The following is a 25,380-nucleotide window of genomic DNA, read 5'->3' as shown; positions in this document are numbered from 1 at the left end:
CATCACAATTTCTAACGGCGGCCAACAAGCCCTCACGGGTTTTCTTGCATGCGCGTTCCTAACTGGCTGGGACAGCTTTGCCTCCCAGTCAGGAACGCCCATGACCGACACCAAAGTCCTCTACACCGCGCAGACCCACACCACCGGCGGCCGCGAAAAGGGCCATGCCCGCAGTTCCGACGGCCAACTCGACGTGCGGCTCTCGACCCCCGGCACCGATCGCCCGGGCACCAACCCAGAGCAGCTCTTCGCCGCCGGCTGGTCGGCCTGTTTCGAAGGCGCCCTGGGCGTCGTGGCGCGCAAGATGCGAGTCACCCTGCCGGAAGATCTGGCGATCGACGCGGAAGTCGATCTCTGCGCGAACGAGGAAGGCTATTTCCTTCAGGCGCGCCTCAATATCAGCCTGCCGGGAGTCGAGCGCGACACCGCCCAGGCGCTCGTCGATGCCGCGCATCAGACCTGTCCCTATTCCAAGGCGATCCGCGGCAATGTCGATGTGACGATCAACCTGGTCTAGGCATCGGTGCGACCCTTGCATGTTTTCTTCGCAGCATTGGCGGCCGGCGCGGCCGCGATCGGACTGGGCCTGGGCACGGGTCTCGTGCCTTCGCCCATGACGATAGGAACGCACGCTCCCGCTGCGCCCGCGGCGGGCTTGGCGAGTCCCTTGTCGTCGCTGCTCGGCGCGCGTCAGTGGCTGAACGGCAAGCCGCTCGGCGCCGCGGACCTGCGCGGCAAGGTCGTGCTCGTCAACTTCTGGACCTATTCCTGCATCAACTCGCTCAGGCCGCTGCCCTATCTGCGCGCCTGGGCCGAGAAATACGGGAAAAGCGGCCTGGTCGTCATCGGCGTGCATACGCCCGAGTTCGGGTTCGAAAAGGATCTCGGCAATGTCCGCAAGGCGATCGCCGCGCAGGGCATCCCCTATCCCGTAACGCTGGACAGCGACTTCGCCGTCTGGCGATCGTTCGGCAATCGCGGCTGGCCGGGCTTCTATTTCATCGGCGCCGATGGCCGGGTCCGCCATTATGCGCTCGGCGAAGGCGACTATGCCGCGTCCGAACGGCTGATCCAGAAGCTGCTCGCCGAAGCCGGCACGCCCGCTGATGGGCCGATCGCCGAAATTCCCGGTCAGGCCATCCAGGCAGCGGCGGATTGGGCCAGTCTGCGCTCGCCCGAAACCTATCTCGGGCATGCCCAGGCCCAGAACTTCGAGTCGCCGGGCGGGGCGCACGCCGATGTCTCGAGCCGGTACCGCGCTCCAGCGGAACTGGCGCTCAACCATTGGGGCCTGGCCGGCACCTGGACGATCGGCGGCGAGTTCGCGACGCTCGACAGCCGGACCGGCAGCATCCGCTACCGCTTCCATGCGCGCGATCTTCATCTCGTCCTGGGCGCTCCCGCCAAGGGGCGGTCGGTCCGCTTCCGCGTCACGATCGACGGGGTCGCTCCCGGCGCCGATCACGGCTTCGATGTCGACGCGGACGGCATGGGCGTTGTGCGCGAGGACAGACTCTATCAATTGGTCCGCCAGGCGCGGCCCGTTGCGGATCGGACCTTCGAGATCGAGTTCCTCGATCCCGGCGTGCGCGCATATGTCTTCACATTCGGATAGGGCGCCCGCAGCACGGCGTCACAAGGCAAGGACTTTCATGATGGACTCGACCCTTCCCGCGGATGAAATCGACCAGTTTCGCCGCCAGTTCTTCGGCACTGCCGCGCTTGGCGTTGCCGTGCTGCCTTTCGCCACGACCGCGAGCGCACAAACGGCCGTGCCCGCCCGCACTTCAGACGCAAGCGCGCGATTCGACACGGTCAAGCAGATCGATGCCGGCGTGTTGAACATCGGCTATGTCGATATGGGGCCCGCCAAGGGTCGGCCGGTCGTCCTGCTGCATGGCTGGCCCTACGACATTCACAGCTTCATCGAGGTCGCGCCCCTGCTGGTGGCGGCCGGCTACCGCGTCATCATCCCGCATCTGCGCGGCTATGGCACGACGCGGTTTCTCGCGGCCGCCGCGGTGCGCAACGGCCAGCAGGCGGTGTTCGCGCTCGATGTCATCGCGCTGATGGACGCGCTGAAGATCCCGACCGCGATCGTCGCCGGGTTCGACTGGGGGGCCAGGACCGCTAATATCGTCGCCGCATTGTGGCCCGAACGCTGCAAGGCGCTGGTCTCGGTGAGCGGCTATCTGATCGGCAGTCAGAAGGCCAACAGCATGCCCCTTCCGCCCAAGGCCGAGCTCTCCTGGTGGTATCAATTCTACTTCGCGACCGAACGGGGGCGGCTTGGCTATGAGGCCAACCGCCACGATTTCGCGAAGCTCATCTGGCAGACCGCGTCACCGACCTGGAAGTTCGACGACGGGACATTCGATCGCTCCGCGGCGTCCTTCGACAACCCGGATCATGTGGCGATCGTCATCCATAATTATCGCTGGCGGCTCGGCGTCGCGCAGGGCGAAGCGCAATATGACGCGCTGGAGGCGCGGCTTGCAGGGGCTCCGAGCATCGCGGTGCCGACGATCACGATGGAAGGCGATGCCAATGGCGCGCCGCATCCCGAGCCCTCGGCCTATGCGGGTAAGTTCACCGGCAAGTACAGCCATCGGCTGATCGACGGCGGCATCGGCCACAACCTGCCCCAGGAAGCGCCCAGGGCGTTCGCCCAGGCGGTTATCGACGTCGCCGGTTACTGACGCCCGAGATCTTACCCGCACGTTCCTGCGCCGATCGCCGCTGAGCGGCTCTCCAGGAACGCGGCGAGCGAAGCGAAGCACTCGACCTCCGCATCGAAGGGGCGCAGCAGCCGCTGAAGCGACGCGCGGTTCTCCGGATCCTCGTCGATGATGAAGATCGCGGCCTTGGTCGTTTTCGTCGGGGCGGCCGCTTCGTCGACCGGCCGAAACAGCATCGAAACCTTGTCCGCCGCAAATCCTTCGTCGTCCACGAACAGATAGCCCCTGCCCGGCACGGTCTTGATCCTGTCGCGGTCCTTGCCGAGCACCCTTCGCAGCACCGTCATCTGAAAGCGCAGGTTGCTCTCGTCGACGGTCGTCGAGGGCCAGACGCGTCGCACGATCTCTTCCTTGGAGACGATTTCGCCGCGCGATCGGAGCAGGACGATCAGCAGGTCGAATGCACGGCTGCCGATTTCGACGGGCGCGCCTCTGAACATCAGCTTGCGCGCGGCGGGTACGGCAAGGAACTCGCCGAACACGATCGGCCGGGCATCGTCGCGTTCGTGATGGTCGTCGGGCAGGAAGGGCCAGAGGGTTTCAGCCATTTGCATCGCTCGGTTGCTCATGTTCCACCTCCTTTCGAGAAGGGCGGTCTTCGGCCTTCTCGGCGCCGGTAACCATACCATGACGGGGCGCGCGGCGACTACACGATCGGGACCGCGCTCAGCCGGGCAGGTGCATGGTGCGGCGGCCGAACAGCCGCGCATCGATCGAGAACGCACCGGGCCCGATCAGCGCCAGCGCGGCGGCGTCAAGCACATGCGGGAAGAGGGACAGGGGCGGGGCCGCCGTCATGGGCCATATCATGATCGCGCAGGCCACCGCGCAAAGGCCCGCCACAATTCGCGTGAGATAGCCGGCGCTTATCAGGATCGCGGCAAGGCAAAAGAGGATGGCGATCCAGGAACTCGGAGCAGCCACGACCGCCGGCACCGTGACGACGAAAAGCGCCAGCGATGCGCGCAATAATAGCAGCGCCGCACCGGCAAATCCCCCCGGAAACGCGAAAAAGATATGTTTCATGGGCGTTTAGCTAGGCCGGTTGGCGGGCTGTCGGAAACATCAGAATAGGCTATGCTGCTCTAACCCTTTCGAGGGCTGCGCGCCTTGGCCGCTTGCGCGAAGCACCGGCGACGGCGCGAAACCAGGATCGCGCCGGGGAAAGGGGGATGCATGCGGCTGCTCAGGATGCTGCTCCCGCTATTGGGCATGGGCTGCCTGTTGCTGGCGATGCCCGTCGGTGCCGCGGACCCCGAGCCGAAGCCCGAACCCAAGATTATTGGATATAAGCACACCGCCTGGACCCCGGAGAATGGCGGCCCGGCCGCGATACGCGATCTCGCCCAATCTACGGACGGCCACCTTTGGATTGCGGCAGCCGACGGCCTGTTCCGCTTCGATGGGCTCATGTTCGAGAAGATGCCGGACTTGACCGATCCGGAGCTTGGCGAATTCCAGCCCCAGGTCCTTTACGCCGCGCCCTCGGGGGACATGTGGATCGGCTATAATCAGGCCGGGATTGCACGCTATCGTCGCGGCGAATTGCGCAGCATGAAGATGCCCAATGCGCCCGAGTTCGTCGTCGGGATCGTCGACGACGGAAGTGGCGGCCTGTGGATCATCAACGGTCGCGACAAGGCTTCGCTCACCCATTTCTCGAACGGCAAATGGCAGGAGATGGGCGAAGCCCAGGGGGTCCCCCTGGGCCAGGTGCGCAACCTCGTCGTGGGCCGAGATGGCACGACCTGGATCGTCGTATCGCGGAGGTTGCTCTTCCGGCGCAGCGGCGCGACGCGTTTCGAAACCACGCCCGAGCCGATTGGTATCGGCGTAGCCATCGCCGAGGATGCGCGTGCCCAGCTATGGCTGGTGGACACGCTCGGCGTTCGACGGGTCCCCGATTACCAGAACCGCGCGAAGGTACCGGCCGCTCCGGTCGTGCTTGCGCAAAGTGGTCCGCAACGTGCGGCAGTCTTCGACCGCGACGGGAATCTGTGGAGCACCGATCGCTCGACCGGGCTTTCGCGCATCCGTGCCTCGCAGTTCGGCGATCCAGCCCGCGCAAGGCCCGAATTCTTCCAGGAGGCCGACGGGCTGACATCCGACCGCGCCCGCCCGGTGTTGCAGGACCGCGAAGGCAATATCTGGGTCGGCACCGAAACTGGTCTCGACCGGTTCAGACCCGCGGTGGTCCGCCTCCAGGACGGAATTCCGCTGGCTTCTCCGACGGGGTACACCGCCGCCCGCGCCGCCGACGGCGTTGTCTACGTCGCGCTCGATACGGGCATATTCTCGATCTCGTCGCGCCAGCCCGCGAAACGCATCGCCGCAGTGTCCGGTATGCTCGCCGGTCCGTGCCTCCGCCGTGACGGCTCCGCCTTTGCCTGGACGCCGGGCACCTTCCTCGCGCTCCGGCCCGACGGAGCCAGTGCCGGCAAGGGCATCGACCAGCCGATCTACGACTGCGGCGAAGACAGATCCGGGCGGCTCTGGGTCGACACCGTGCGGGAGGGCTTGCTCTGGCGCGGCCCGGACGGATGGCACCCGCTTGCAGGACCGCCCGAGAAGGCGCTGAGCGACGGCCTGACGGTCGCGCCGTCCGGTGTGGTGCTGGCCAAGCTCGGATCGCGCTACCTGATGTCTCTCGATCCCGAGCGGCCCGTGCTCGAACCCGCTGCCAAATTCGGCGTGGGAGCCCTCGTCAGCGTCAACCGCGGCCAGCGCGACGTGCTGATCAGCGGCGCGCGCGGGCTGGCCCGGCTTCGCGGTGGCGTCATCCGAGTCCTGGACGGAAGCCGCTATCCCTGGCTGACCCACCTGCGTGGCCTGGCGCAAAGCGCGGCCGGGGATACGTGGATGCTCTCGCCCGCCGGTATCGTCCGCGTCGCCACGCGCGACCTCGATCAGGCCTTCGACCAGCCCGGGCGCTCGCTCTCTCATGATCTGTTCGATGCCGAGGACGGGCTCAGCGGCAGGATGCAGAAATATGGCTATTCGGGCGGCCAGGTCTTCGAAGGCGCGGACGGCGGCATGCGCTTCCTCACCACCGCCGGTGTGGCGCTGATCTATCCCGACACGATCAAGCGCAATACCGTGCCTCCCCCGGTCAGCGTGACTGCGCTGATCAGCCGCGGCACGAAATATCTCGACCCATCGAGCCTCGCGCTGCCCGCCGGCACATCGAGCGTCCAGATCGCCTATTCGGCGCTCAGCCTGGCGGTCCCCGAGCGAGTCAGCTTCCGCTACAGGCTGGAGGGTGTCGACGAGGACTGGATGGACCCGGGGATGCGCCGCCAGGCCTTTTACAGCAATCTCGGTCCCGGAACGTATCGGTTCCGCGTGATCGCCGCGAACAGTGATGGCGTGTGGAACCGCGAGGGCGCGATGCTCGCGTTCACCATTCCGCCCACCTTCCTACAGTCGATCTGGTTCAAGCTGCTCTGCGCGCTGGTGGCCGGCGCGGCGTTGTGGATCACCTATTCGGTCCATGTGCGCCGCGTGACCGCGCGGTTGCAGGCGGGGCTGGAGGTGCGGCTCGCCGAGCGCGAGCGGATCGCGCGCGAACTGCACGACACGCTGCTCCAGGGTTTCCAGGGCCTCATGCTGCGCTTCCAGTCGGTCGCCGATCGCATCCCGCCGGGCGAACCGTTGCGGAAGGTGGTCGACGAAGCGCTCGACCGTGCCGATGCGGTGCTGGTCGAGGGCCGCGACCGGGTGCGCGAGCTGCGCACCGTAGCGAGGACCGACGATTTGGCCCAGGCGCTGCTGGCGGCCGCGGGCGAGATCGCCATGGATCCGCCGGTGCGCTTCGACCTCACCATCGAAGGCAGTCCGCGCCCGCTGCATCCGATCGTCTCTGAGGAAATCCAGCGCATCGGCGAGGAGGCGATCCGCAACGCGTTCCAGCATGCGCAGGCGAGCAAGGTTGCGGGGACCCTCGCCTATCACGCCCATCAGCTGCGCTTCGATATCCGCGACGACGGGATCGGCCTGCCGGCCGATGTCGCCGCGGCGGGCGAGCGTCCCGGGCATTTCGGACTGACCGGCATGCGCGAGCGGGCGGCACGGATCGGCGGCATCCTCACGATCGTCAGCCGTGAAGGCGCGGGCACTGAAATTCTGTTGTCGATTCCCGGTCGGGCGGCCTATGTCGCGAAGCGCAGCCGGTGGCGCCTTCCGCGCCTTGGCGCCGGGAAGCCGAAAGGCTGAGCCATGCAGACACCCGACCCCGCACGCCCGATCCGCATCATGACCGTCGACGACCATCCGGCGCTGCGCGACGGCATCGCCGCGATCGTCGAGCTGCAGCCGGACATGCTGCTGGTCGGCGAGGTTTCCAACGGCGCCGAAGCGATCGCAGCCTTTGCCAATCTGCGGCCGGATGTGGTGCTGATGGACCTGCAGATGCCGGTGATGGGCGGCATCGACGCAATCGCCGCGATCCGCAAGGAATCGCGCAACGCCCGCATCATCGTGCTGACCACCTATGACGGCGACGTGCAGGCCGCGCGCGCGCTGAAGGCCGGTGCCGCAGCCTATCTGCTCAAGAGCTCGCTGCGCAAGGAGCTGCTCGATACCATCCGCTCGGTGCATGCCGGGCGGCGCTACATCCCGCCTGAGATCGCCCAGGAGATCGCGCTCCATGCCGCCGACGAGCCGCTGAGCGAGCGCGAGATCGGCATCCTCCAGCTCGTCGCCGCGGGCAATGCGAACAAGGAAATCGCCTGGCGCCTCTCAATCTCCGAGGACACGGTGAAGGCGCATATGAAGAGCATCTTCGGGAAGCTCGACGTCAATGACCGGACGCACGCGGTGACCGCGGCACTCAAGCGCGGCGTCATCGAGCTCTGACGGCGTAGCCGCCCGGATCGACAAGAAGCTGTTTCCGCCGCGGGTTTGCATTTCAGCCCGGGCGGTGGACCGCGAAACCCTGCCAGCTCTGGTTGACCGGCATCAGCTCGAGCGAATTGATGTTGAGGTGCGGCGGCAGCGTCGCGACCCACAGCAAGGTCTCGGCGATGTCCTCGCCGGTCATCGGATCGACGCCGCCGTAAAGCTTGTCCGACGTTTCCTGGCTGCCGGTGCGCACCAGGGTGAACTCGGTCTCGACCATGCCAGGCTCGATCGAGGTCACGCGCACGCCGGTGCCGTGCAAATCGGCGCGCAGATCGAGGCTGAACTGGCGCACGAATGCCTTGGTGCCGGCATACACATTGCCGCCCGGATAGGGATAGTTCGCCGCCACCGACGAGATGTTGATGATCGCGCCCTTGCACGCGATCAGTCCCGGCAGAAGCTTGTGCGTGATCGAAACCAAAGCCGTGATGTTGGTGTCGATCATCGTCGTCCAGTTGGCGAGCGACGCGTTCTGCGCGGGCTCCAGCCCCAGCGCGAGCCCGGCATTGTTGATCAGCAGGTCGATGTCGCGGAATTCGGTGGGCAGCGCATCGAGCGCCACGTCGCGCACGGCTTCGTCGCGAACGTCGAACACCGCGGCGTGGAAGCGCTCGCCCAATTCGCCCGCAAGCGCTTCGAGCCGGTCGGCGCGGCGGCCCGTGCCGATCACGTGCCAGCCCGCCTCCACGAACGCTCGCGCCGCCGCTTCGCCGATACCGGCGGTAGCGCCGGTGATGAGTGCAACTGCCATGAAAGTCTCCGTTATCCGCGCAGGGTGGCGCCAAGTTTGACGGCAGCCGCGACGACCTTGTCCGCAACTGCCTTCAACTCTTCGTCGGTGAAGCTCTTCTCGCCCGGCTGGAGTGTCACTTCGATCGCGAGGCTCTTCTGCCCCTCCGGAACACCGGTTCCCGTGAAGACGTCGAACAGCCGCGCATCGGTGATCACCGCCTTGTCGGCGCCCTTCACGGTGCGGACAAGATCGCCCGCCGCCAGATCCACCGGCACCAGGAACGCGAAGTCACGCGTCACTGCCTGCAACGCTGGCGGCGTATAGGCCGTGCGCATGAAGCCGCTGCCGCGCTTCGCCGGCAGGGCATCGAGATAGATCTCCACCGCAGCGACGTCGCCATCAAGGTCGAATGCCTTGAGCACGCTCGGATGGACCATGCCGAACGCCGCGAGCACGGATTTCGGCCCCAGCCGGAGCGTTGCCGACTGGCCGGGATGATAGACTTGGCCCGCCTCGCCCATCACCTGCAGGTTCGCAGTCGGAGCGCCGACGGCCTCGAGCAGCGCCAATGCCTCGGCCTTGGCGTCGAAAGCGCCGAAGCCCTGCACCTTGCCCGCGTGCCAGCCACGCGGCGAACGCGATCCGGCGAGCACCACGCCCAAAGTCAGTCGCTCCCGATCGGCCAGATAGCGCCGGCCGATCTCGAACAGGCGAACCGACGCCGCGCCACGCTTGAGGTTGCGCTCGGCCGCGGCGAGCAGGCCGGGCAGCAGCGAGGGCCGCATGACCTTCATGTCCTCGCTGATCGGGTTGGCGAGGCTCCAGGCCCCGCCGCCGAACGGCGCGGCCTCGGCTTCGGAGATGAAGCTCCAGGTCACCGCCTCGCTCAGCCCGCGCGCGGCCGCGGTGCGGCGCGCCTTGCGCTCCAGCTTCTGCTCGGCCGTCGCAGTCGGCCGTGCCACGCCGGGCGCGCGCTCCAGTGGCACCGGCGGCACATTGTCGATGCCCTGGATGCGGATCACTTCCTCGACCAGGTCGGCCGTGCCGTCCACGTCGCGGCGCCAGCTCGGAACGGTGATGTTCCAAGCCCGCGGACTTGATCCGGGGTCCACGGTGAAGCCCAGGCTCTCCAGGATTTCCTTCTGCCGCTCGTCCGCCACTGCGAGCCCGCCCAGCATCTCGGCGCGCTTCGTGTCGTAGCGATAGCTGCGCGGCACCAGCGGCGGCTCGCCCGATCGCGTCACCCCGCTTGCCGTGCCCCCGCAGATGTCGAGCACCATGCGGCTGGCAATGGCGAGACCATCGTCGAGGAATGCCGGATCGACGCCGCGTTCGAAGCGCGTGCGCGCGTCGCTGGTCAGCGTCAGCTTCTGGCCGGTCTTGGCGATATGGTCGGGATCGAAAAAGGCGCATTCGATCAGCACGTCGGTGGTCGCGTCGCTGCAGCCCGAATGCTCGCCGCCCATGATCCCGCCGATATCGTGGACGGTCTCGGCGTCCGCGATCACGGTCATGCTCGCGTCGAGCGTATAGGTCTTGCCGTTGAGCGCCAGCACCTGCTCGCCGTCCACGGCCTTGCGCGCGACCAGCCCGCCCTTGAGCTTGGCGCGGTCATAGACGTGCAGCGGCCGGCCGAGATCGATCATGATGTAGTTGGTGATGTCGACCAGCGCCGAGATCGGCTTCTGGCCGATCGCGGTCAGGCGCTTGCGCATCCATTCGGGCGCCTCGCCATTGGTCACGCCCGAAACCGACTGGCCGAAGAATGCCGGGCAGCCCGCCGTGTCGTCGGTCCGCACGTCCGGCCCCGCACCTTCGCCCGCAACCGGCTCGACCTTCAGCGGTTTGAGCGTCCCCAGCCCTGCCGCCGCGAGGTCGCGCGCGATACCGCGCACGCCCATGCAATCCTGCCGGTTGGGCGTGATCGAGACGTCGATCACCGGATCGTTCAGGTCGGCATAATCGGCAAAGGCCACCCCGACGGGCGCGTCGGCCGGCAGCTCGATGATGCCTTCATGATCCTCGCCGAGCTCCAGCTCGCGCGTCGAGCACATCATGCCATTCGATTCGACGCCGCGCACGGCAGCCACCTTGAGCTGCATGCCGTTGACCGGAACCACCGCGCCTGGGGTGCCAAGCACGCCGACCAGGCCCGCGCGCGCATTGGGCGCTCCGCAGACGACCTGGAGCACGCCCTCGCCGGTATCGATGGAGAGCACCTGCAATTTGTCCGCCTGGGGATGGCGCTCGGCGGTGAGCACCTTGGCGACACGGAAACCCGAGAATTTCTCGCCCGGATTCTCGACGCCCTCGACCTCGAGCCCGACGCGGGTCAACGCCTCGACCACGGTGTCGAGGTCGGCTTCGGTCTCCAGATGCTCCTTGAGCCAGCTCAAAGTGAACTTCATGCGCCCACTCCTCCGCTCAAAGTAGGCACGTCGAGCGCCGAGAAGCCGTAGTGCCGAAGCCAGCGGATATCGCCGTCGAAAAAAGCGCGCAGATCGTCCATCCCGTATTTGAGCATCGCCAGCCGATCGATCCCGCAGCCGAACGCGAAGCCCTGCCATTCGTCGGGATCGAGCCCGCATGCGGCGATCACCTTGGGATGCACCATCCCCGAGCCGAGCACTTCCATCCAGCCGCCGGAACCGCCGATCACGCGCTTGCCGTTCTGGATCGTGTAGCCGACGTCCACTTCGGCCGATGGCTCGGTGAAGGGGAAATAGCTCGGGCGCAGGCGCAGCTCGATGTCGTCGCGCTCGAAGAACGCCTTGAGGAAGGTCTCGAGCGTCCATTTGAGATGGCCGAGCGTGATCCCCTTGTCGATGACGAGGCCCTCGACCTGGTGGAACATCGGCGTGTGCGTCGCGTCCGAATCCGAGCGATAGGTGCGGCCGGGCGCGATGATGCGGATCGGCGGCTTCTGCGTCACCATCGTGCGGATCTGCACCGGCGAGGTGTGCGTGCGCAGCAGCATCTTGCGCTCGCCGCTGCCGTCCTCCGGGAAATAGAAGGTGTCGTGCATCGCCCGCGCCGGATGGCTTTCGGGGATGTTGAGCGCGGTGAAATTGTGCCAGTCGTCCTCGATCTCGGGCCCGGTCGCCACCGCGAAGCCCAGATCGGCGAAGATCTCCGCCAGCTCGTCCATCACCTGGCTGACGGGATGCACCGTCCCCGGCGGCTGGAGATCGACCGGCAGCGTCATGTCGAGCGTCTCGCTCGCCAGCCGCGCGTCGAGCGCCTTGCGCTCCAGCACGTCCTTGCGCTCCGCCAGCGCATTGGTCACCGCCTCGCGCAGGCCATGGATACGCGGGCCCTGGATTTGGCGCTCCTCCGGGCTCATCGCGCCCAGCGTCTTGAGCAGGCCGGTGACCGCCCCTGCCTTGCCGAGCGCATGAACGCGCAGCGCCTCGATGGCGTCCAGCCCCGTCGCGGCGTCGATGGCGCCGAGCAGGTCGGTGCGCAGCTGGTCCAGGTCGGTACTCATTCTCGTTCCCCTTGCGCCAGTCGAAGCGACCAGCAGATCAGTGCGCCGTCCTCATCGTCGTATCGTTCGCCGCTGCGCTCGAATCCGTTGCGTTCCAGCACCCGCTGCGATGCCCGATTGTCGATGCTGGTCTCGGCGGTCAAGCCGGCCACGCCATTTGCGCGCGCGAGCTCGGCAAGTGCCGCCACCGCCGCGATCGCCAGCCCGCGTCCTTCGCGCGCCGGCGCGATGCCATAGCCGATGTCGATGGCACCCGCCTCGTCGGGCGCGGCCTTGTAGCTGATCAGCCCCACCGCCTCGCCATCCGCCACGGCAAGCCAGGCCGATGCGCCGGAATAATGGGGCCGCACGCATGCCGCCATGTCCGCGACGATCGGCATCACCGCGTCCGGCGCCAGCCCGCCCTCGCAAACCAGGGGCATTCCCGCTGGCGCGGGCGCGCCCTTCAGCAGCCAGTCGAACACGGCCTGGTCGGCGGGAATCAGCTCCATTCTCGGCTCCGTCGGTCCAAATCAAAACAAAGGGCGCCGGTGTTGCCACCGACGCCCCAATGTTGCTTGCGCGCGTGCCCGGCTCAGGCGGCCTGGGGCAGCGCCGCCTTCGCCTGCGCGACGATGGCGGTAAACGCCTCGCCTTCGTGCATCGCGATGTCGGCCAGGACCTTCCGGTCGAGTTCGATGCCGGCGAGCTTCAGCCCGTGCATGAACTGCGAATAGGTCAGGCCTTCGGCGCGGACGCCGGCGTTGATGCGCTGGATCCACAGGCCGCGGAACGTGCGCTTCTTAACCTTGCGGTCGCGATAGGCGTACTGGCCGGCCTTCTCGACGGCCTGGCGCGCGATGCGGATCGTGTTCTTGCGACGGCCATAATAGCCCTTCGCCTGATCCAAGATCCTCTTGTGCTTCGCCTTGGTGGTCGTGCCACGCTTTACTCGTGCCATTGTCTAGGCCTCCCTTACTTCAGGCCGTACGGCGCCCACGCGACAACGCGTGCGACGTCAGCATCGGCGAGCACGGAGGTGCCCCGGTTCTGGCGGATATACTTTGCATTATGGCTGATCAGACGGTGGCGCTTGCCGGCGACGCCGTGCTTGATCTTGCCAGTCGCGGTGAACTTGAAGCGCTTCTTCACACCGCTCTTGGTCTTGAGCTTGGGCATTTTGGTCTCCTCGTAAGTCGACGATTGCGGACAGACGCGGCAGCCCTATTGGCCGGACGGTCCCTCGATCGCGGAAAGCGGGGCGCATAGCCGAAGCCTCGCCGCATTGCAACCAGCGCGGAACCCCAAGGGGTTGCGGGGCTTTTGAACGCAATGGCAGAGCCCGACGAACCCGTCCCGGAACCCGAAACGGCCGCCCCGCCCAGGCCCGCCCGCGCGCTGGGCACGCCCTTAGCCTCGACCATCGCTGTCGTCACCACCCTGCTCGGCCTGATCGTGCTCGCCTGGACGATCCTGTTCGTCACCAAGGGCCGCTTCCTCAAGCATAGCTTCGAGACCATCATCGCGAGCCAGACGCACCGCCAGGTCAAGGTCGCGGGCGACTTCCAGCTCTATTTCGCGCCCCTGAACGTCAAGTTCGTCGCGGAAGGGCTGACGATCTCGAACCCCGAATGGGCCGGCACCGGCAATTTCTTCTCGGCCAGGCGAATCGATTCGCGCATCTCCACCTGGAGCCTGATCACCGGTAAGCGCCGGATCAACTGGCTCGGGCTCCAGGACGGCCATGTCGATCTGCAGTGGGACAAGGCCCGCAAGCGCAACACCTGGACTTTCAGCGAAGAGAAAGGCGAGCCGCTCGAGCTGCCGCTCATCCGCAGTGCTATCATCGAGGGCACCCGCATCCGCTATATCGACCCGCGGATGTACATCGAGGCGGCAATCCGCGTTCAGACCACCGAGGCCAAGGATACGCGATTCGCAAGCGCGATTCGCTTCGACGGCAATGGCACATTGCGCGGTGCGCGCTTCACCATGTCTGGCGCGCTGCTCAGCCCCAATGCGACGATCGGGGGCGGCAGGAACCAGCTCCAGCTTCATGCCGAGGGCTTGCGTACTCGGCTCGACGTGTCGGGCACCTTGCCCGGTGCGACCGAGATCGAAGGCTCCGACCTCCACATGGAGCTGCGCGGCGGAAATCTTGCGGACGCCTTTACGTTGCTCGGAGTCGCGGTGCCCGACACGCGCGGGTATCGCTTCACCTCGGCGCTCACCAAGCATGGCGACGAATGGCGCTTCACCGGCCTCAAGGGCCGGTTCGGCGACAGCGATCTCTCGGGCAAGCTCACCGCCGCGATCCGCGAGCCCCGGCTCCTGCTCACCGCCGAGCTCTATACCAACGTGCTCGACATCATCGATGCCGGCCCGTTCATCGGCTATAATCCGGACAAGCTCGCCGCCCAGGGCGCCGCCGGCACGATCACGACCGTCGCGGGCACGCCGCGCCTGCTGCCCGACGCCCAGCTCCGCGTCGAAGCGCTCAGGAATTTCGACGCCAAGGTCGATTGGAGCGTGCGCACCGTCCGCGCGGACAATCTGCCGGTCTCCAACATCAAGCTCGGGCTCGACCTCGACGACCGGCTGCTCAAGCTCAGCCCGCTCAATTTCAGCCTCGCGCGCGGCACGGTCAGTTCGGACATCATCATCAATGCGCGCAAGGAGCCGGTCGTCACCGATTACGACATCCGCCTGTCGCCCACGCCGATGGGCGTGCTGCTCGCGGGCTTCGGCGTCGAGGAATCGGGCACCACCGGCACGCTCAAGGCACGCATCCAGATGACCGGCACCGGCAACAGCGTGCATGATTCGCTGGCCAATTCGAACGGCCGCATCGCCGTCATCCTGCCCAAGGGTGCATTCTGGACCCGCAACGTCCAGCTCGCCGAGCTCGATATCGGCACCTTCCTCCAGAAGATGTTCGAACAGAAGCTCAAGGAGCCAGTCCAGATCAATTGCGGCCTGATCGGCTTCACCGTGCGCAATGGTATCGCCGCCGCCGATCCGATCCTGATCGACACCCAGAAGAGCGTGATGCTCGGCCGCGGCGGCTTCAGCTTCAAGAACGAGTCGGTCGATCTCGCCTTCCGCGCCGACGCCAAGAAGTTCAGCATCTTCTCCGGCCAGTCGCCCGTCGGGATCGGCGGCTATTTCGCGCGACCGGGCATCGACGTGATCAGCCCCGATCTGCTCACCCGCGCCGGCGCCGGGCTCGGCCTCGCGATGGTCGCCAGCCCGCTGGCGGCAGTGATCGCGTTCGTCGATGTCGGCGATGCCAAGGCCGCCGATTGCGGCCCCGTGCTCTCGGGCGCCAGCGCCGCCGCCCAGCGCGACACCAAGGGACGGCCGCGCGACGATGTCGGCAAGGGCACGACCGCGAAGGCCGAAAGCGGCAAAAGCTCCCCGCAGGAGCGCAAGCAGCAGCGCAAGAAGTTCCTCGGCATTTTCTGAGCCAGGGGCTAGCCTGGGGCACATGCTGTTCCGCCACCTCGCCCTTCTGCTCTGGTTCGCGGCCGCCACCGACAGCGCGCCGCCCCAGCTCGTCGTCACCGATAGCGGAAACCACAGCGTCACCCGCGACATGCAGCCGCTCGCCGTCCATGTCGGCGGCCGCGTCGAGGTGTCGGGCCGCAGCTATCGCCATCAATGGCCGGGCGTCTATTTCGAGGCGGCGTTCAAGGGCGACCGCGTGATCCTCCGCTTCGACGATACGGCGAACGAATATCGCGCGCAGATCGACGATCTCCCGCCCGTCACGATCGCGCAGCCAGGCAAGGGCGACGTGACGATCGCCGCGCTCGGCGCGGGCGCGCACCGCATCCGGCTCGACAAGGTGACCGAGAGCATCAACGTCACCACCCTGTTCGGCGGCTTCTATGTTCCCGCCGGGAAAGCGTTGCCGGCGCCGCGTCCGCGCAAGCGCCAGATCGAATTCATCGGCGATTCGGCGATGACCGGCTATGGCGCGCGCTCGCCCAAGCCCGAATGCTCGGCGGAGGAAGTGCGCCTGCGCACCGATACGCCGCGCGCCTTCGCCGCGCTCACCGCGCGCCATTATGACGCCGATTACCAGATCAACGCGGTGTCGGGCCGCGGCCTCATCCGCAATTTCGGCGATGCCGTGCCCGACCTGGTCATGTCGCGGATCTATCCGCATCTGTCTCCCCGCGAGCCCGCACCCTATGCGGACAAGAGCTGGCGGCCCCAGATCATCGTCATCAAGCTCCAGGCCGATTTCGTCGGCTTCCCCGGCAAGCCAGAGCGCTGGAAGAGCCTCGATCAGGTTATGATCGACTATGCCAGGGCCTATGGTGCGTTCGTGGCCGATCTGCACAGACGCCAGCCCCAGGCGGCGATCCTGCTCTGGTGGTTCGGCCCGGACGCCTCGTCGAACCCGCAAATAGCCGCCGCGCAGGCCACCATCTCGGACGCCGCCGCAAAAGCCGGCGTGAAGTATTTCGGCTATCTCCCCTTCGCCAATACGGGCCTGGAGAGCACCGCCTGCCACAATCATTTCAGTCTTGCCGATCATCAGAACGCCGCCGAATGGCTGGAGCGCGAGATCGACGGGCATCCCGAATATTGGAGCGGGCGCTAGCCTGCTCGGGGACTCATCAAGAGCAGATCGCAAAGGGGGCGTGACAATGAAGTTCGTTCGGACATCGATCATCGCGCTGGCCCTCCTCGGTACCAGCGCCGCCGCGCAGCAGGCCGCGCCGCCGCTCGCAGCGATCCCGGTGACCCTGGCGCCCGCGATCCCCGGCCCCGAATCGGGCCGCATCATCGTCTTCGCCAAGCGCGCCGAACCCGGCGAGGCACCCGCGACGATGATCGATACCTCGCCGTTCGAGCCCAGCGGCACCGCCATCGCGGCGCGCGAGATCTGGTCGCTCACCCCCGGCGAGGTGGCGAGTGTCGATACCGAAACCGACACCTTCCCGGCCGCCTTCGCCAGCCTGCCGCCCGGGACCTATCGCTTTCAGGCCGTGCTCGATCGCAACCGCGATTATAATTATGGTGGGCGAGGGGGTGGCGACATCGTCTCTCCTATCGTCGAGGCGACCTTGCCCGGCCCATTGCCGCTGCTGACCCTGACCGACACCCTTCCAGAGCGCACCATGGAGGACGGCCTTGCCCGCGTGCCGGCGGAAACGGCGGCGATGCTGCGCGAGAATCTCTCCAAGGCGGAGCCGATCGACTTTGTCAGCCCCGCGCTCTCGGCCTTTTGGGGTCGGCCGGTCCATGTCCGCGGCTGGGCGGCGCTCCCTCCGGGCTATGCGAAGGGCGGGCCGCGTTTCCCGACGGTCTATTCCACCGGCGGCTTCGGTTCGACGCTGATGAGCGCGCAAGGCAATGCCGCGGCGATGATCGACCTGATGGCCAAGGGCGAAGCGCCCCCGATGATCTGGATCTATCTCGACCAAAGCTCGCCTACCGGCACGCACGAGTTCGCCGATTCGGTCAATAACGGTCCCTGGGGACAGGCGCTCACTGCGGAGTTCATTCCATGGATCGAGACGCAATATGCGATGGACGCCAAGCCGTCCTCGCGCTTCCTGACCGGCCATTCGTCCGGCGGCTGGGCGACCCTGTGGCTACAGGTGCGCTACCCGAAGCTGTTCGGCGGATCCTGGCCGACCTCGCCCGATCCCAGCGACTTTCACGACTTCACCAATGTCGACATCTATGCGCCGAGCGCCAACGCCTATAGCGATGCCCAGGGCCAGCCGGTGCCACTCGTGCGCGACAAGGGTAAGGTGATCGCGACCTTCGAACAGTTCGCCAAGATGGAACGCGTGATCGGCCCCTATGGTGGGCAGCTCGCTTCGTTCGAATGGGTATTCTCGCCCAAGGGGCCGGACGGGCGGCCCATGCCGCTCTATGACCGGCTGACGGGCAAGGTGGATCCGGAGGTCGCTCTATATTGGCGCGACCATTACGACATCGCCTATATCGTCGAGCGCGACTGGCCCAAGCTGAAGCGCGATCTCGATGGCAAGATCCATCTCGCCGTCGGCACGGCCGACACCTTCTATCTCGACGGCTCCGCGCATCGGCTGAAAGCGGTGTTCGACAAGCTCGGCGCGCACCAGGATTTCACCTTCATTTCCGATCGCACCCATTTCGACCTGTTCAAGCAGGGCGATGACGATCGCGGACTGATGAAGGAGATCGCCTGGGCGATGTATGCGAAAGCACGTCCCGGGGCGAAGCGGCCCGCCAAAGAGGGCCGTACGACCCCGCCGGTTTCGCTGGCAATGTAGGATTTGCGCTGCAATCCTCCGCCAGGCTCTTTCTCATCGTCGGAATCCTGAAACGCGCAAAATCCGGGAAGGAAGATTTTTCGACATAGCAGGTGTCAACCGTGTCAACTTGGCAGGCCGGAACTCCTCCGCGAGTAAACTTCATCAACCGACAGCTCAGTGCCCCCTGCAGGCCAGCGCATCGAGGATGTCGTCGATCCGCGCCGGATCGCCCGCCGCGATCACTTCACCGTTGCTGCCGGCATGGAGCGGATCGCCCTGCCAATCGCACATCCGCCCGCCCGCGCCCTCGACGATCGGCACCAAAGCGGCGAAGTCATGGAGCTTGAGCCCGGCCTCGACCACCACGTCCATCCAGCCGCTCGCGACGCAGCCATAATTATAGCAATCGCCGCCCAGCACCGTGCTCATCACCGCCGCGTCGAGATGCTCGAAGGCATGGAGCTGGTCGTCGCCGAACAGTGCCGGGGAGGTCGTCGCGAGGATTGCGCCCTTCAATTCGCGGCAGATCCGCGTCGCCGCCGGCTTGCCGTTGAACAGGGTTGTCCGCCCCGCTACCCCTAGCCAGCGCTCCCGGGTGATCGGCTGGTCGATGATGCCGAGCACCGGCCAGCCATCCTCGATCAGCGCGATCAGCGTGCCGAAGATCGGCCGCCCGGCAATGAAGGCGCGCGTGCCGTCGATCGGATCGAGCACCCATTGCCGCTTGCTCGTGCCTTCGCGGGTCTCGAACTCCTCGCCGATGATGCCGTCCATCGGCCGTTCCGCGATGATCAGCCGCCGCATCGCTTCTTCCGCCTCGCGATCGGCGCGCGTCACGGGGGAGAGATCGGCCTTGGCCTCCAGCCCATGCTCCTTGCGGAAATAGGGCCGGATCGCCGCGCCGGCGGCATCGGCGAGGCGCCCTGCAAGCGCGACATCTGTTTCGGAAACGGGCATGTGCTTGGCCCTAGCCCTCCAATTTTGACTCGCCAAGGTCACAATCGCCTGCCACTTCCCGCAGCAATGCGTCCGCTCCTCCTAGCGATCGGCTTGACCGCCGCCGTGCCCGCTGCGGCGCAGATCCGCGCGGTCCCCGCCCAGCCCGCTTCCGAACAGGCTGCCCTGCGCGGCGTCGAGGTGTTCCTGGTCAACGAGGGGCCGGATCCGATCGCCGATGCGGGTCCCCGCCAGATCGAGATCACCGCGACCGACGGCACCAAACTGATCCTCGAGCGCACTCCCGGCCCCATACCGACGATCGCCCCCGGCGGCTTCGCCAAGGCACGCTATGTCCCGGTCGGTGTCGCCGGCACGGCGATCCCACCCGGCGAGCAGCATGCCGCGGCCGAAATCCCGTCCGGCGAGACGATCGTGCAGACCTCGACAGGCGCATCCTCCGGCTTTCTCGACCGGTTCGAGCCGCACGAGCCGATCTACGGTGCGTTCGGGCTCAACGATTCGGGCGGCAAGCTCCAGGTCAGCTTCGGATTCCGTCCCTTTGCCGAGACTGCGCCGCTCCATCTTGGCAATCTCCGCTTCGCCTATACCCAGACGATGTTCTGGGCGATCGACCAGCCTTCGGGACCGTTCCGCGCGACGACCTACAGCCCCGAAGTCTATGCCGACATACCCTTCGACGAGACGACGCGCGTGGCTCTGGGTTGGCGCCACGATTCGAACGGCCGCGGACCGGCAGACTCAGTGGACGTCAACCGCCTGTTCCTGCGAGGTGAAAAGAGCTTTGATCTGGGTGGAGACTGGCGGCTCCACGTCGCCCCCCAGGCCTGGCTCTATATCGGCCGGCTCGGCGTCGCCCCCGACGTGAAGGACTATTTCGGCTATACCTCGCTCACCGCCGCCATCCAGCAGAAGGACGGCCTCAAGCTCTCGATCACCGGCCGCGGCAATTTCGAGACGGGGCACGGCGCCGCCGAAGCCTTTGTCTCCTACCCACTCGCCCCGATCGGCGGCGGGCTCGGCGTCTATCTGTTCGGACAGGTCTTCACCGGCGACGGCGAAGCGCTCGACGAATATCGCAAGAACGACACCCACGCCCGGCTCGGAATCGCTTTCACCCGCTAGCCACGCGATCGGCACAGGCGTAGGAGAGCAGCCGCACACCCTCCCGGAGTCCTGAGTCATGCGGATGAAGCTTCTTTTCGCGGCGCTGATCCTTCCCTTCGCGGTTCCCGCCGGCGCGGCGCTCGCGCCCGGTGCCACGGCACCCGACTTCACCGCCCAGGGCGCCTCGGCCGGCCAGCCCTTCACCGTCAAGCTAAGCACCGCGCTCAAGAAGGGGCCGGTGGTGCTTTATTTCTTCCCCGCCGCCTTCACCAGCGGTTGCAACGCCGAAGCCCATGCCTTTGCCGAGGCGCTGCCCGATTTCACCAAGGCCGGCGCCACGGTGATCGGCATGACCGCGGGCAATGTCGACCAACTCGCCAAATTCTCGAGCGAGCATTGCGCGGGCAAGTTCGCCGTAGCCGCCGCCAGCCCCGAAGTGATCAAGGGCTATGACGTGCTGCTCAAGAAGTCTGACGGCACGCCGACCACCATCACCAGCCGCACCAGCTTCGTGATCGCGCCCGGTGGCAAGGTGCTGTTCGCGCATACCGACATGAATCCGGCCGATCATGTCCGCCTGACGCTGGAAGCGGTGCAGAAATACAATCAATCCAAGCACCATTAAGGCGCTCGCCGCTAGCGTCTCCGAAACGGCGCGAACGCTGAAAAATTTCGGAAACATAGTGGCAAGCGCCTGTTTCTGCTCGTGAAAATAACTCATCATCCCTTCCGAGGGATGAATTCTTTACGTGTGCGAAACCTTTACACACCAGATTTTAGCTTTCTGTCCCTACCTCATCCGCATGCAATCGCGGCCTAGGGAGCCGCACCGCAGGATTGGTGGGGGAATTGGAGCTTATGTCGGTGGCGCGGGCAGTCCGGGCAGCTAATGCAAGCGATTCGACGCGCCGCCTGTACGAGCGGATCGGCGATTTCCTGTTCGATCAGCGGCTGGAGCCCGATCCGGCGAACTTCACCTTCGCCTATCATCTGCTGGCCGATCCCAACGGCCCGCTGGCGCGCGCGGTGCATGCGCTGACCGATGGCGGCGTCCGCCTGACCCAGCGCGACATCGAGACGCTCAACGTCGATGCGAAGCCCAATCACGACGTCAATGTGAAGGAGCGCGCCGAGGGCCTGGTCGCCCGCACGCAGATGCAGGTCGAAGGCTTTGCCGACATGGTCACGGCGATGCGCGCCGAGACCGCCGATTTTGGCCGTAACCTTGCCGCGAGCGCGGAAGCGATCTCCCGGTCGGTCGTCGAGATCAAGGACGAGGATGGGCTTGCACTCGACGAAGTGACCCAGATCACCGCCGCCATGCTCGCCCGCGTGCGTGCCGCCGAGGCGCAGCTCGAAAATGCGACCCGCGAAGCCAGCGACCTGCGCGAGAAGCTCGAGGAAGCGCGCGACAATGCGCGCCGCGATCCGCTGACTCAGCTCCCCAATCGCCGCGCCTTCGAGGAAGCCTTTGCCAACAAGTCGCTGACGCGCGGGCAGATGTGCATCGCAGTGTGCGACGTCGACCACTTCAAGTCGGTCAACGACCGCTTCGGCCATGCGGTGGGCGACCGCGTGCTGAAGGCCATCGCCGAAGCGCTGTCGCAATCCTGTGTCGGCCAGCTCGTCACGCGTTATGGCGGCGAGGAATTCGCGATCCTCTTCTCCGGCACCACGCTCGAACGCGCGCAGGAGACGCTGGAGACGGCACGCGTGTTCGTCCAGACCAAGCGCTACAAGCTGCGCGACTCCGACGAGCCGCTGGGCGAAATCACCTTCTCGGCGGGCCTTACCCCGGTTGCCGAAGGCGAGATGCACCAGACCGCATTCCACCGCGCCGACCGGCTGCTCTACGAAGCCAAGAACGCCGGCCGCAACTGCGTGCAGATCGGCGCTGCTCCGGATCGGCCGTCCCGCCGATAATTGGGGTTTTTCGCCACTGCCTCGAGAGAAATTTACCAACTCTCGATATCGGCCTCGAGCCCCGATACGCAATTTCAATTACTTAGAGAATTGGCACGCCTCCTGCAAAGCTCCAGGCATCGGCCGCCGGATGGTCCGGAAGCCGATCCGCAGGGAGTAATTGCAATGACCGTTCGTATCGACTCGCTTCACCGCACCGTCGCCGTCTTCGGCGCCTTTCTCTTCACCGCCGCTCTGGTGGTCTTCTCCACTCCGATCGTGCCGATTGCGTGATGTCCGGCAATAACGACAAGCAGGAGAAGATCTCCATGGCACGCAGCATACTCGTCGGGTTCGCGTCCTTCGCGCTCACCGTCGTCCTGATCGCCGGAAGCGGCTTGCAGGGTTCGGGCCTGATCGCCTGAACCCTCCCCGCCTCCGGCGGCGGAAAATACTCGGAACCTCCGGCGTTCCGCACCGGTTTTGCCCGCACATTCTTCCCTTTGTCAGGAGGTTAGTGCCGTGAGCGACACCGTAGAGATGATCCACGAAGACGCGCTGCCCGGGCATGAAAGCGCGCTCGAACCCAAACCCGATTGGGAGCCGCGCTATCCCGGCTCCGAACGCCTCCAGGGCAAGGTTGCCGTCGTCACCGGCGCCGACAGCGGCATCGGCCGAGCGGTCGCGGCGCTCTATGCGCGCGAGGGCGCCGACGTCGCGATCCTCTATCTTTGCGAGCATGACGACGCGGAGAAGACTGCCGGAATCGTGCGCGGCGAAGGCCGCAAGGCGCTGACCATCGCCGGCGATGTGGGCGACAAGGCATTCTGCGAGTCCGCGATCGAACAGGTCCTGTCCGAATTCGGACAGATCGACATATTGGTGAACAATGCCGGCGAGCAGCATCCCGACAGGGACATCACCGAGATCACCGAGCAGCAGCTCCGGCGCACCTTCCAGACCAACATCTTCGGCATGTTCTTCATGGCCCAGGCCGCGGTGCCGCACCTGAAACAGGGTGGCGCGATCGTGAACTGCACCTCGGTCACCATGTATCAGGGCGAGGCCGAACTGCTCGATTACTCGAGCACCAAGGGCGCGATCACCGCTTTCACGCGCAGCCTTTCCGAGAACCTGATTGGCAAGGGCATCCGCGTGAATGCGGTCGCACCGGGGCCGATCTGGACCCCGCTCAACCCGAGCGGCGGTGCCAGCCCCGAGAAGCTCGAGAGTTTCGGGAAAAAAACGCCAATGGGCCGTCCGGGCCAGCCCAACGAAGTCGCACCCGCCTTCCTGTTCCTGGCGTGCGAGGATGCGAGCTACATGTCCGGACAGGTGCTCCACCCCAATGGCGGGACGATCGTGAACGGCTGAGCGCCGACTCGGAAGGTAACGAAGTTCACGGGGATGACGCGCGATGTGCACCCCATTGCGTGGCGATCGACGGAGTCAAAGAGCGGTCCGGCACAGCCCCGACCGCGCGAGCCCAGCAGGCCAAATCCTACATTGCAAGGCCCGCTCTCAGGCGGGCACGCTCGCGCCCACCGGCCCGACCGGCGATTCCTCGCCACGCGAATATATGCCGGTCAACAGTCCGGCCGCCAGCACGCGGCCGGCCATCGCCTTGACGATCGCGCCGCGCCCGGGATTGTTGCCGGGATCGGGGCACGGGCCGAGCGCGAAAAGCTGGAAGGCATAATGATGCGCGCCGTGCCCGGTCGGCGGATCGGGCGGCAGCCAGCCTTCGCCGAAATAGCTGTTGCGGCCGACATCCTTGCCATCGGGGCTGCCCGCGCCGTCCGCGCGGATGGCACCTTCCTTCAGATCGCCTTCGACCGGCAGGCCCCAGACCACGGCATGGACCAAAGGCTGCGGGGCCGGGGCGTCGGGATCTTCGACGATCAGCACCAGACACTCGGTCCCCTCGGGCACCCCCGTCCAGAACAAAGGCGGCGACACCCCCTCGCCATCGGCGGTGAAACGCTCGGGCATCCGCGCACCATTAGCGAAGGCGGGGCTGGCGAGATGCAGCGATTCGAAGGTGCCGAGCTCGGGCTGGACGATCGCCAGCTTGCCGCTGCCCGCGCGCAAGCCCTTGAGCGCGCTTCCCAGCCAGTGCGGCACATGTTCGAGCATCGCCTTCTCCTCTCCCGCTCAACTCGCCAATCGCTTCGACGCTCCTAAAGGTCGAGCTTCTCGTAATCGGCCGGCGGCGGGATTCCCTCCATCCGCTCGGTCAGCAGCGGGCGGAAGCTCGGCCGGCTCTTCATGCCGATATACCAGCGCTTGGCCTGTTCATGGCTCTTCCAGTCGATCCCGCCGAGATAATCTGCGATCGAGATCTGCGCGGCGGCCGCCAGATCGGCGAGGCTCATCGTCGGCCCGGCCAGCCAGGTGCGGTGATCAAGCAGATAGTCGATATAGTCGAGATGGCCGACCGCGGCCTTCATCGCCTCGCGCAGCGCCTTGGCGTCGGGCGCCACCTTGTGAACGACGCGCTTGATCATCCGCTCGTGGAGCAGGGGCGCTGTGATGTCGCCATAGAAATGCGAATCGAACCACACGACCAGCCGGCGCTGCTCGGCGCGGTCGGTCGCGGTGCCGTTGAGCATCGCGCTCTTGCCGACGGTCTCTTCGAAGAATTCGCAGATCACGGTCGAATCAATCAGGGTCACGCCTCGCTCGGTATCGACCATCACCGGCACCTGGCCGGTGGGGTTCAAATCGAGGAATTCGTCGCGCCGCAGCCAGGGCGATTCGCGCACCGGCTCATAGCCCACACCCTTCTCGCCGAGCAGGAGCCGGACCTTGCGGGAGAAGGGGCAAAGCGGGAATTGATAGAGCTGCCACATGCGATCGGTCTTAGCGCGTGCGGGCGACGGGTAAAGCAGTCAGAAATCGGTTGAGCGAAGATAGCGTGTTGATGAATTCTGCTCGCGGGGGACGAAAATGCACGCCGACAGCTTCGAGACGGTCGCGATCACCTATCGCCAGCCACAGACGGCGGTGATCCTTTCGATGTTCGAATTCTATGGCATCCCCGCTTATGCACTCTGGGCGAACACGCTTCGGATGACACCCGGCGACACGATCGCATTCGGCGGCATCCGTATCCGGGTACATATCGCCCATGCGGACGAAGCACGGATATTGCTGCGCGAGGCCGCCGCACGCGAAGACGAAACGCCGCACGAAACCCCGGTGATGCGGATCAACAACGGCCTTTGGGCGCTGGCTTTGACTTTGGTCGGCGCGCTGCCACCGCCGCGACTGGGGCCGATTATCGTCGGTCGATAGACGGCGCGATCAGCCGAGTGG

Annotated in this window: 24 protein-coding genes; 13 read left to right on the top strand and 11 right to left on the bottom strand. The window is 66.0% G+C overall.

Features of this window, described 5'->3' with window-relative positions; all coding sequences use genetic code 11:
* The first annotated feature begins 100 nt into the window (after window positions 1–100).
* The 3 genes from IAG41_RS18825 to IAG41_RS18815 all read left to right on the top strand — a co-directional run bounded on the left by IAG41_RS18825 (window position 101) and on the right by IAG41_RS18815 (window position 2,699).
* Entirely contained in the window at window positions 101–517 is a 417-nt protein-coding gene (locus tag IAG41_RS18825; RefSeq protein ID WP_187730217.1) for an organic hydroperoxide resistance protein, read from the top strand.
* 150 nt (window positions 518–667) lie between these two features.
* Window positions 668–1,615: a redoxin domain-containing protein gene (locus IAG41_RS18820; protein WP_262408766.1), complete on the top strand. Its 948-nt coding sequence runs from the start codon at window positions 668–670 to the stop codon at window positions 1,613–1,615.
* A 37-nt stretch (window positions 1,616–1,652) separates the two neighbouring features.
* Window positions 1,653–2,699 carry an alpha/beta fold hydrolase gene (locus tag IAG41_RS18815; RefSeq protein ID WP_262408765.1) on the top strand — a complete coding sequence of 349 codons (1,047 nt, stop codon included), beginning with the start codon at window positions 1,653–1,655 and terminating at the stop codon, window positions 2,697–2,699.
* Window positions 2,700–2,710: 11 nt separating this feature from the next.
* Here the strand turns inward: IAG41_RS18815 and IAG41_RS18810 are convergent, their stop codons facing one another.
* Window positions 2,711–3,286: a transcriptional regulator gene (locus IAG41_RS18810; RefSeq protein ID WP_222950774.1), complete on the bottom strand. Its 576-nt coding sequence runs from the start codon at window positions 3,284–3,286 to the stop codon at window positions 2,711–2,713.
* A gap of 118 nt (window positions 3,287–3,404) precedes the next feature.
* Window positions 3,405–3,707: a hypothetical protein gene (locus tag IAG41_RS18805; RefSeq protein WP_187730216.1), complete on the bottom strand. Its 303-nt coding sequence runs from the start codon at window positions 3,705–3,707 to the stop codon at window positions 3,405–3,407.
* Window positions 3,708–3,914: 207 nt separating this feature from the next.
* Between IAG41_RS18805 and IAG41_RS18800 the strand changes: the two genes are divergently transcribed.
* Together IAG41_RS18800 and IAG41_RS18795 are read left to right on the top strand one after the other, a co-directional pair.
* Window positions 3,915–6,950, top strand: coding sequence for a sensor histidine kinase (locus tag IAG41_RS18800; RefSeq protein WP_187730215.1), 3,036 nt, complete (start codon window positions 3,915–3,917; stop codon window positions 6,948–6,950).
* A 3-nt stretch (window positions 6,951–6,953) separates the two neighbouring features.
* Entirely contained in the window at window positions 6,954–7,592 is a 639-nt protein-coding gene (locus IAG41_RS18795) for a response regulator (RefSeq protein ID WP_187730214.1), read from the top strand.
* 52 nt (window positions 7,593–7,644) lie between these two features.
* On the opposite strand, the gene IAG41_RS18790 is transcribed toward IAG41_RS18795, so the two are convergent.
* The 6 genes from IAG41_RS18790 to rpmI all read right to left on the bottom strand — a co-directional run bounded on the left by IAG41_RS18790 (window position 7,645) and on the right by rpmI (window position 13,015).
* Entirely contained in the window at window positions 7,645–8,388 is a 744-nt protein-coding gene (locus tag IAG41_RS18790; RefSeq protein ID WP_187730213.1) for an SDR family NAD(P)-dependent oxidoreductase, read from the bottom strand.
* Window positions 8,389–8,399: 11 nt separating this feature from the next.
* The gene (gene pheT, locus IAG41_RS18785) at window positions 8,400–10,778 is read right to left on the bottom strand and encodes a phenylalanine--tRNA ligase subunit beta (RefSeq protein WP_187730212.1); all 2,379 of its coding nucleotides are present in this window, start codon (window positions 10,776–10,778) and stop codon (window positions 8,400–8,402) included.
* On the bottom strand, window positions 10,775–11,857 hold the full coding sequence (gene pheS, locus IAG41_RS18780) for a phenylalanine--tRNA ligase subunit alpha (RefSeq protein WP_187730211.1): 1,083 nt from the start codon (window positions 11,855–11,857) through the stop codon (window positions 10,775–10,777). Before pheS ends, pheT begins: the two co-directional genes overlap by 4 nt.
* On the bottom strand, window positions 11,854–12,348 hold the full coding sequence (locus IAG41_RS18775; RefSeq protein WP_187730210.1) for a GNAT family N-acetyltransferase: 495 nt from the start codon (window positions 12,346–12,348) through the stop codon (window positions 11,854–11,856). Before IAG41_RS18775 ends, pheS begins: the two co-directional genes overlap by 4 nt.
* An 83-nt stretch (window positions 12,349–12,431) precedes the next feature.
* Window positions 12,432–12,797, bottom strand: coding sequence for a 50S ribosomal protein L20 (gene rplT / locus IAG41_RS18770; RefSeq protein ID WP_187730209.1), 366 nt, complete (start codon window positions 12,795–12,797; stop codon window positions 12,432–12,434).
* Between the two features lie 14 nt (window positions 12,798–12,811).
* Entirely contained in the window at window positions 12,812–13,015 is a 204-nt protein-coding gene (rpmI, locus tag IAG41_RS18765) for a 50S ribosomal protein L35 (RefSeq protein ID WP_019369717.1), read from the bottom strand.
* Window positions 13,016–13,168: 153 nt separating this feature from the next.
* On the opposite strand from rpmI, the gene IAG41_RS18760 reads away from it, so the two are divergent.
* From IAG41_RS18760 to IAG41_RS18750, 3 genes are read left to right on the top strand one after another with little or no spacing between them, the layout of a single operon-like run.
* On the top strand, window positions 13,169–15,301 hold the full coding sequence (locus tag IAG41_RS18760) for an AsmA family protein (protein ID WP_187730208.1): 2,133 nt from the start codon (window positions 13,169–13,171) through the stop codon (window positions 15,299–15,301).
* A 22-nt stretch (window positions 15,302–15,323) separates the two neighbouring features.
* Complete coding sequence (locus IAG41_RS18755; RefSeq protein WP_187730207.1) at window positions 15,324–16,448, top strand: acetylxylan esterase; 1,125 nt, start codon at window positions 15,324–15,326, stop codon at window positions 16,446–16,448.
* A 46-nt stretch (window positions 16,449–16,494) separates the two neighbouring features.
* Window positions 16,495–18,114 (top strand): alpha/beta hydrolase, encoded by a 1,620-nt coding sequence (locus IAG41_RS18750; protein WP_187730206.1) that lies wholly within the window; start codon window positions 16,495–16,497, stop codon window positions 18,112–18,114.
* A 156-nt stretch (window positions 18,115–18,270) separates the two neighbouring features.
* Here the strand turns inward: IAG41_RS18750 and hisN are convergent, their stop codons facing one another.
* Complete coding sequence (gene hisN / locus IAG41_RS18745; protein WP_187730205.1) at window positions 18,271–19,053, bottom strand: histidinol-phosphatase; 783 nt, start codon at window positions 19,051–19,053, stop codon at window positions 18,271–18,273.
* A 93-nt stretch (window positions 19,054–19,146) separates the two neighbouring features.
* Between hisN and IAG41_RS18740 the strand changes: the two genes are divergently transcribed.
* The 4 genes from IAG41_RS18740 to IAG41_RS18725 all read left to right on the top strand — a co-directional run bounded on the left by IAG41_RS18740 (window position 19,147) and on the right by IAG41_RS18725 (window position 23,436).
* Window positions 19,147–20,178, top strand: coding sequence for a phospholipase A (locus IAG41_RS18740; protein WP_262408764.1), 1,032 nt, complete (start codon window positions 19,147–19,149; stop codon window positions 20,176–20,178).
* A gap of 58 nt (window positions 20,179–20,236) precedes the next feature.
* A complete protein-coding gene (locus IAG41_RS18735) occupies window positions 20,237–20,785 on the top strand; it encodes a peroxiredoxin (RefSeq protein WP_222950773.1) in 549 nt (182 codons plus the stop codon).
* Between the two features lie 233 nt (window positions 20,786–21,018).
* On the top strand, window positions 21,019–22,083 hold the full coding sequence (locus IAG41_RS18730; RefSeq protein WP_187730202.1) for a GGDEF domain-containing protein: 1,065 nt from the start codon (window positions 21,019–21,021) through the stop codon (window positions 22,081–22,083).
* Between the two features lie 501 nt (window positions 22,084–22,584).
* Window positions 22,585–23,436, top strand: a complete 852-nt coding sequence (locus IAG41_RS18725; protein WP_187730201.1) for a glucose 1-dehydrogenase — start codon at window positions 22,585–22,587, stop codon at window positions 23,434–23,436.
* Between the two features lie 147 nt (window positions 23,437–23,583).
* Here IAG41_RS18725 and IAG41_RS18720 read toward each other — a convergent pair whose 3' ends face one another.
* Together IAG41_RS18720 and IAG41_RS18715 are read right to left on the bottom strand one after the other, a co-directional pair.
* On the bottom strand, window positions 23,584–24,198 hold the full coding sequence (locus IAG41_RS18720; RefSeq protein ID WP_187730200.1) for a YbhB/YbcL family Raf kinase inhibitor-like protein: 615 nt from the start codon (window positions 24,196–24,198) through the stop codon (window positions 23,584–23,586).
* Window positions 24,199–24,242: 44 nt separating this feature from the next.
* Window positions 24,243–24,914, bottom strand: coding sequence for a glutathione S-transferase family protein (locus IAG41_RS18715; protein ID WP_187730199.1), 672 nt, complete (start codon window positions 24,912–24,914; stop codon window positions 24,243–24,245).
* Between the two features lie 97 nt (window positions 24,915–25,011).
* Here IAG41_RS18715 and IAG41_RS18710 point away from each other — a divergent pair, with 97 nt between their 5' ends.
* Window positions 25,012–25,359, top strand: a complete 348-nt coding sequence (locus IAG41_RS18710) for a hypothetical protein (protein ID WP_187730198.1) — start codon at window positions 25,012–25,014, stop codon at window positions 25,357–25,359.
* Window positions 25,360–25,380 lie beyond the last annotated feature (21 nt).

This window comes from Sphingomonas sp. JC676 (assembly GCF_014489075.1).
GTDB lineage: Bacteria > Pseudomonadota > Alphaproteobacteria > Sphingomonadales > Sphingomonadaceae > Sphingomonas.
The sequence above is the reverse complement of the archived record's forward strand: the minus strand, read 5'-3'. Positions and strand labels throughout refer to the sequence as shown.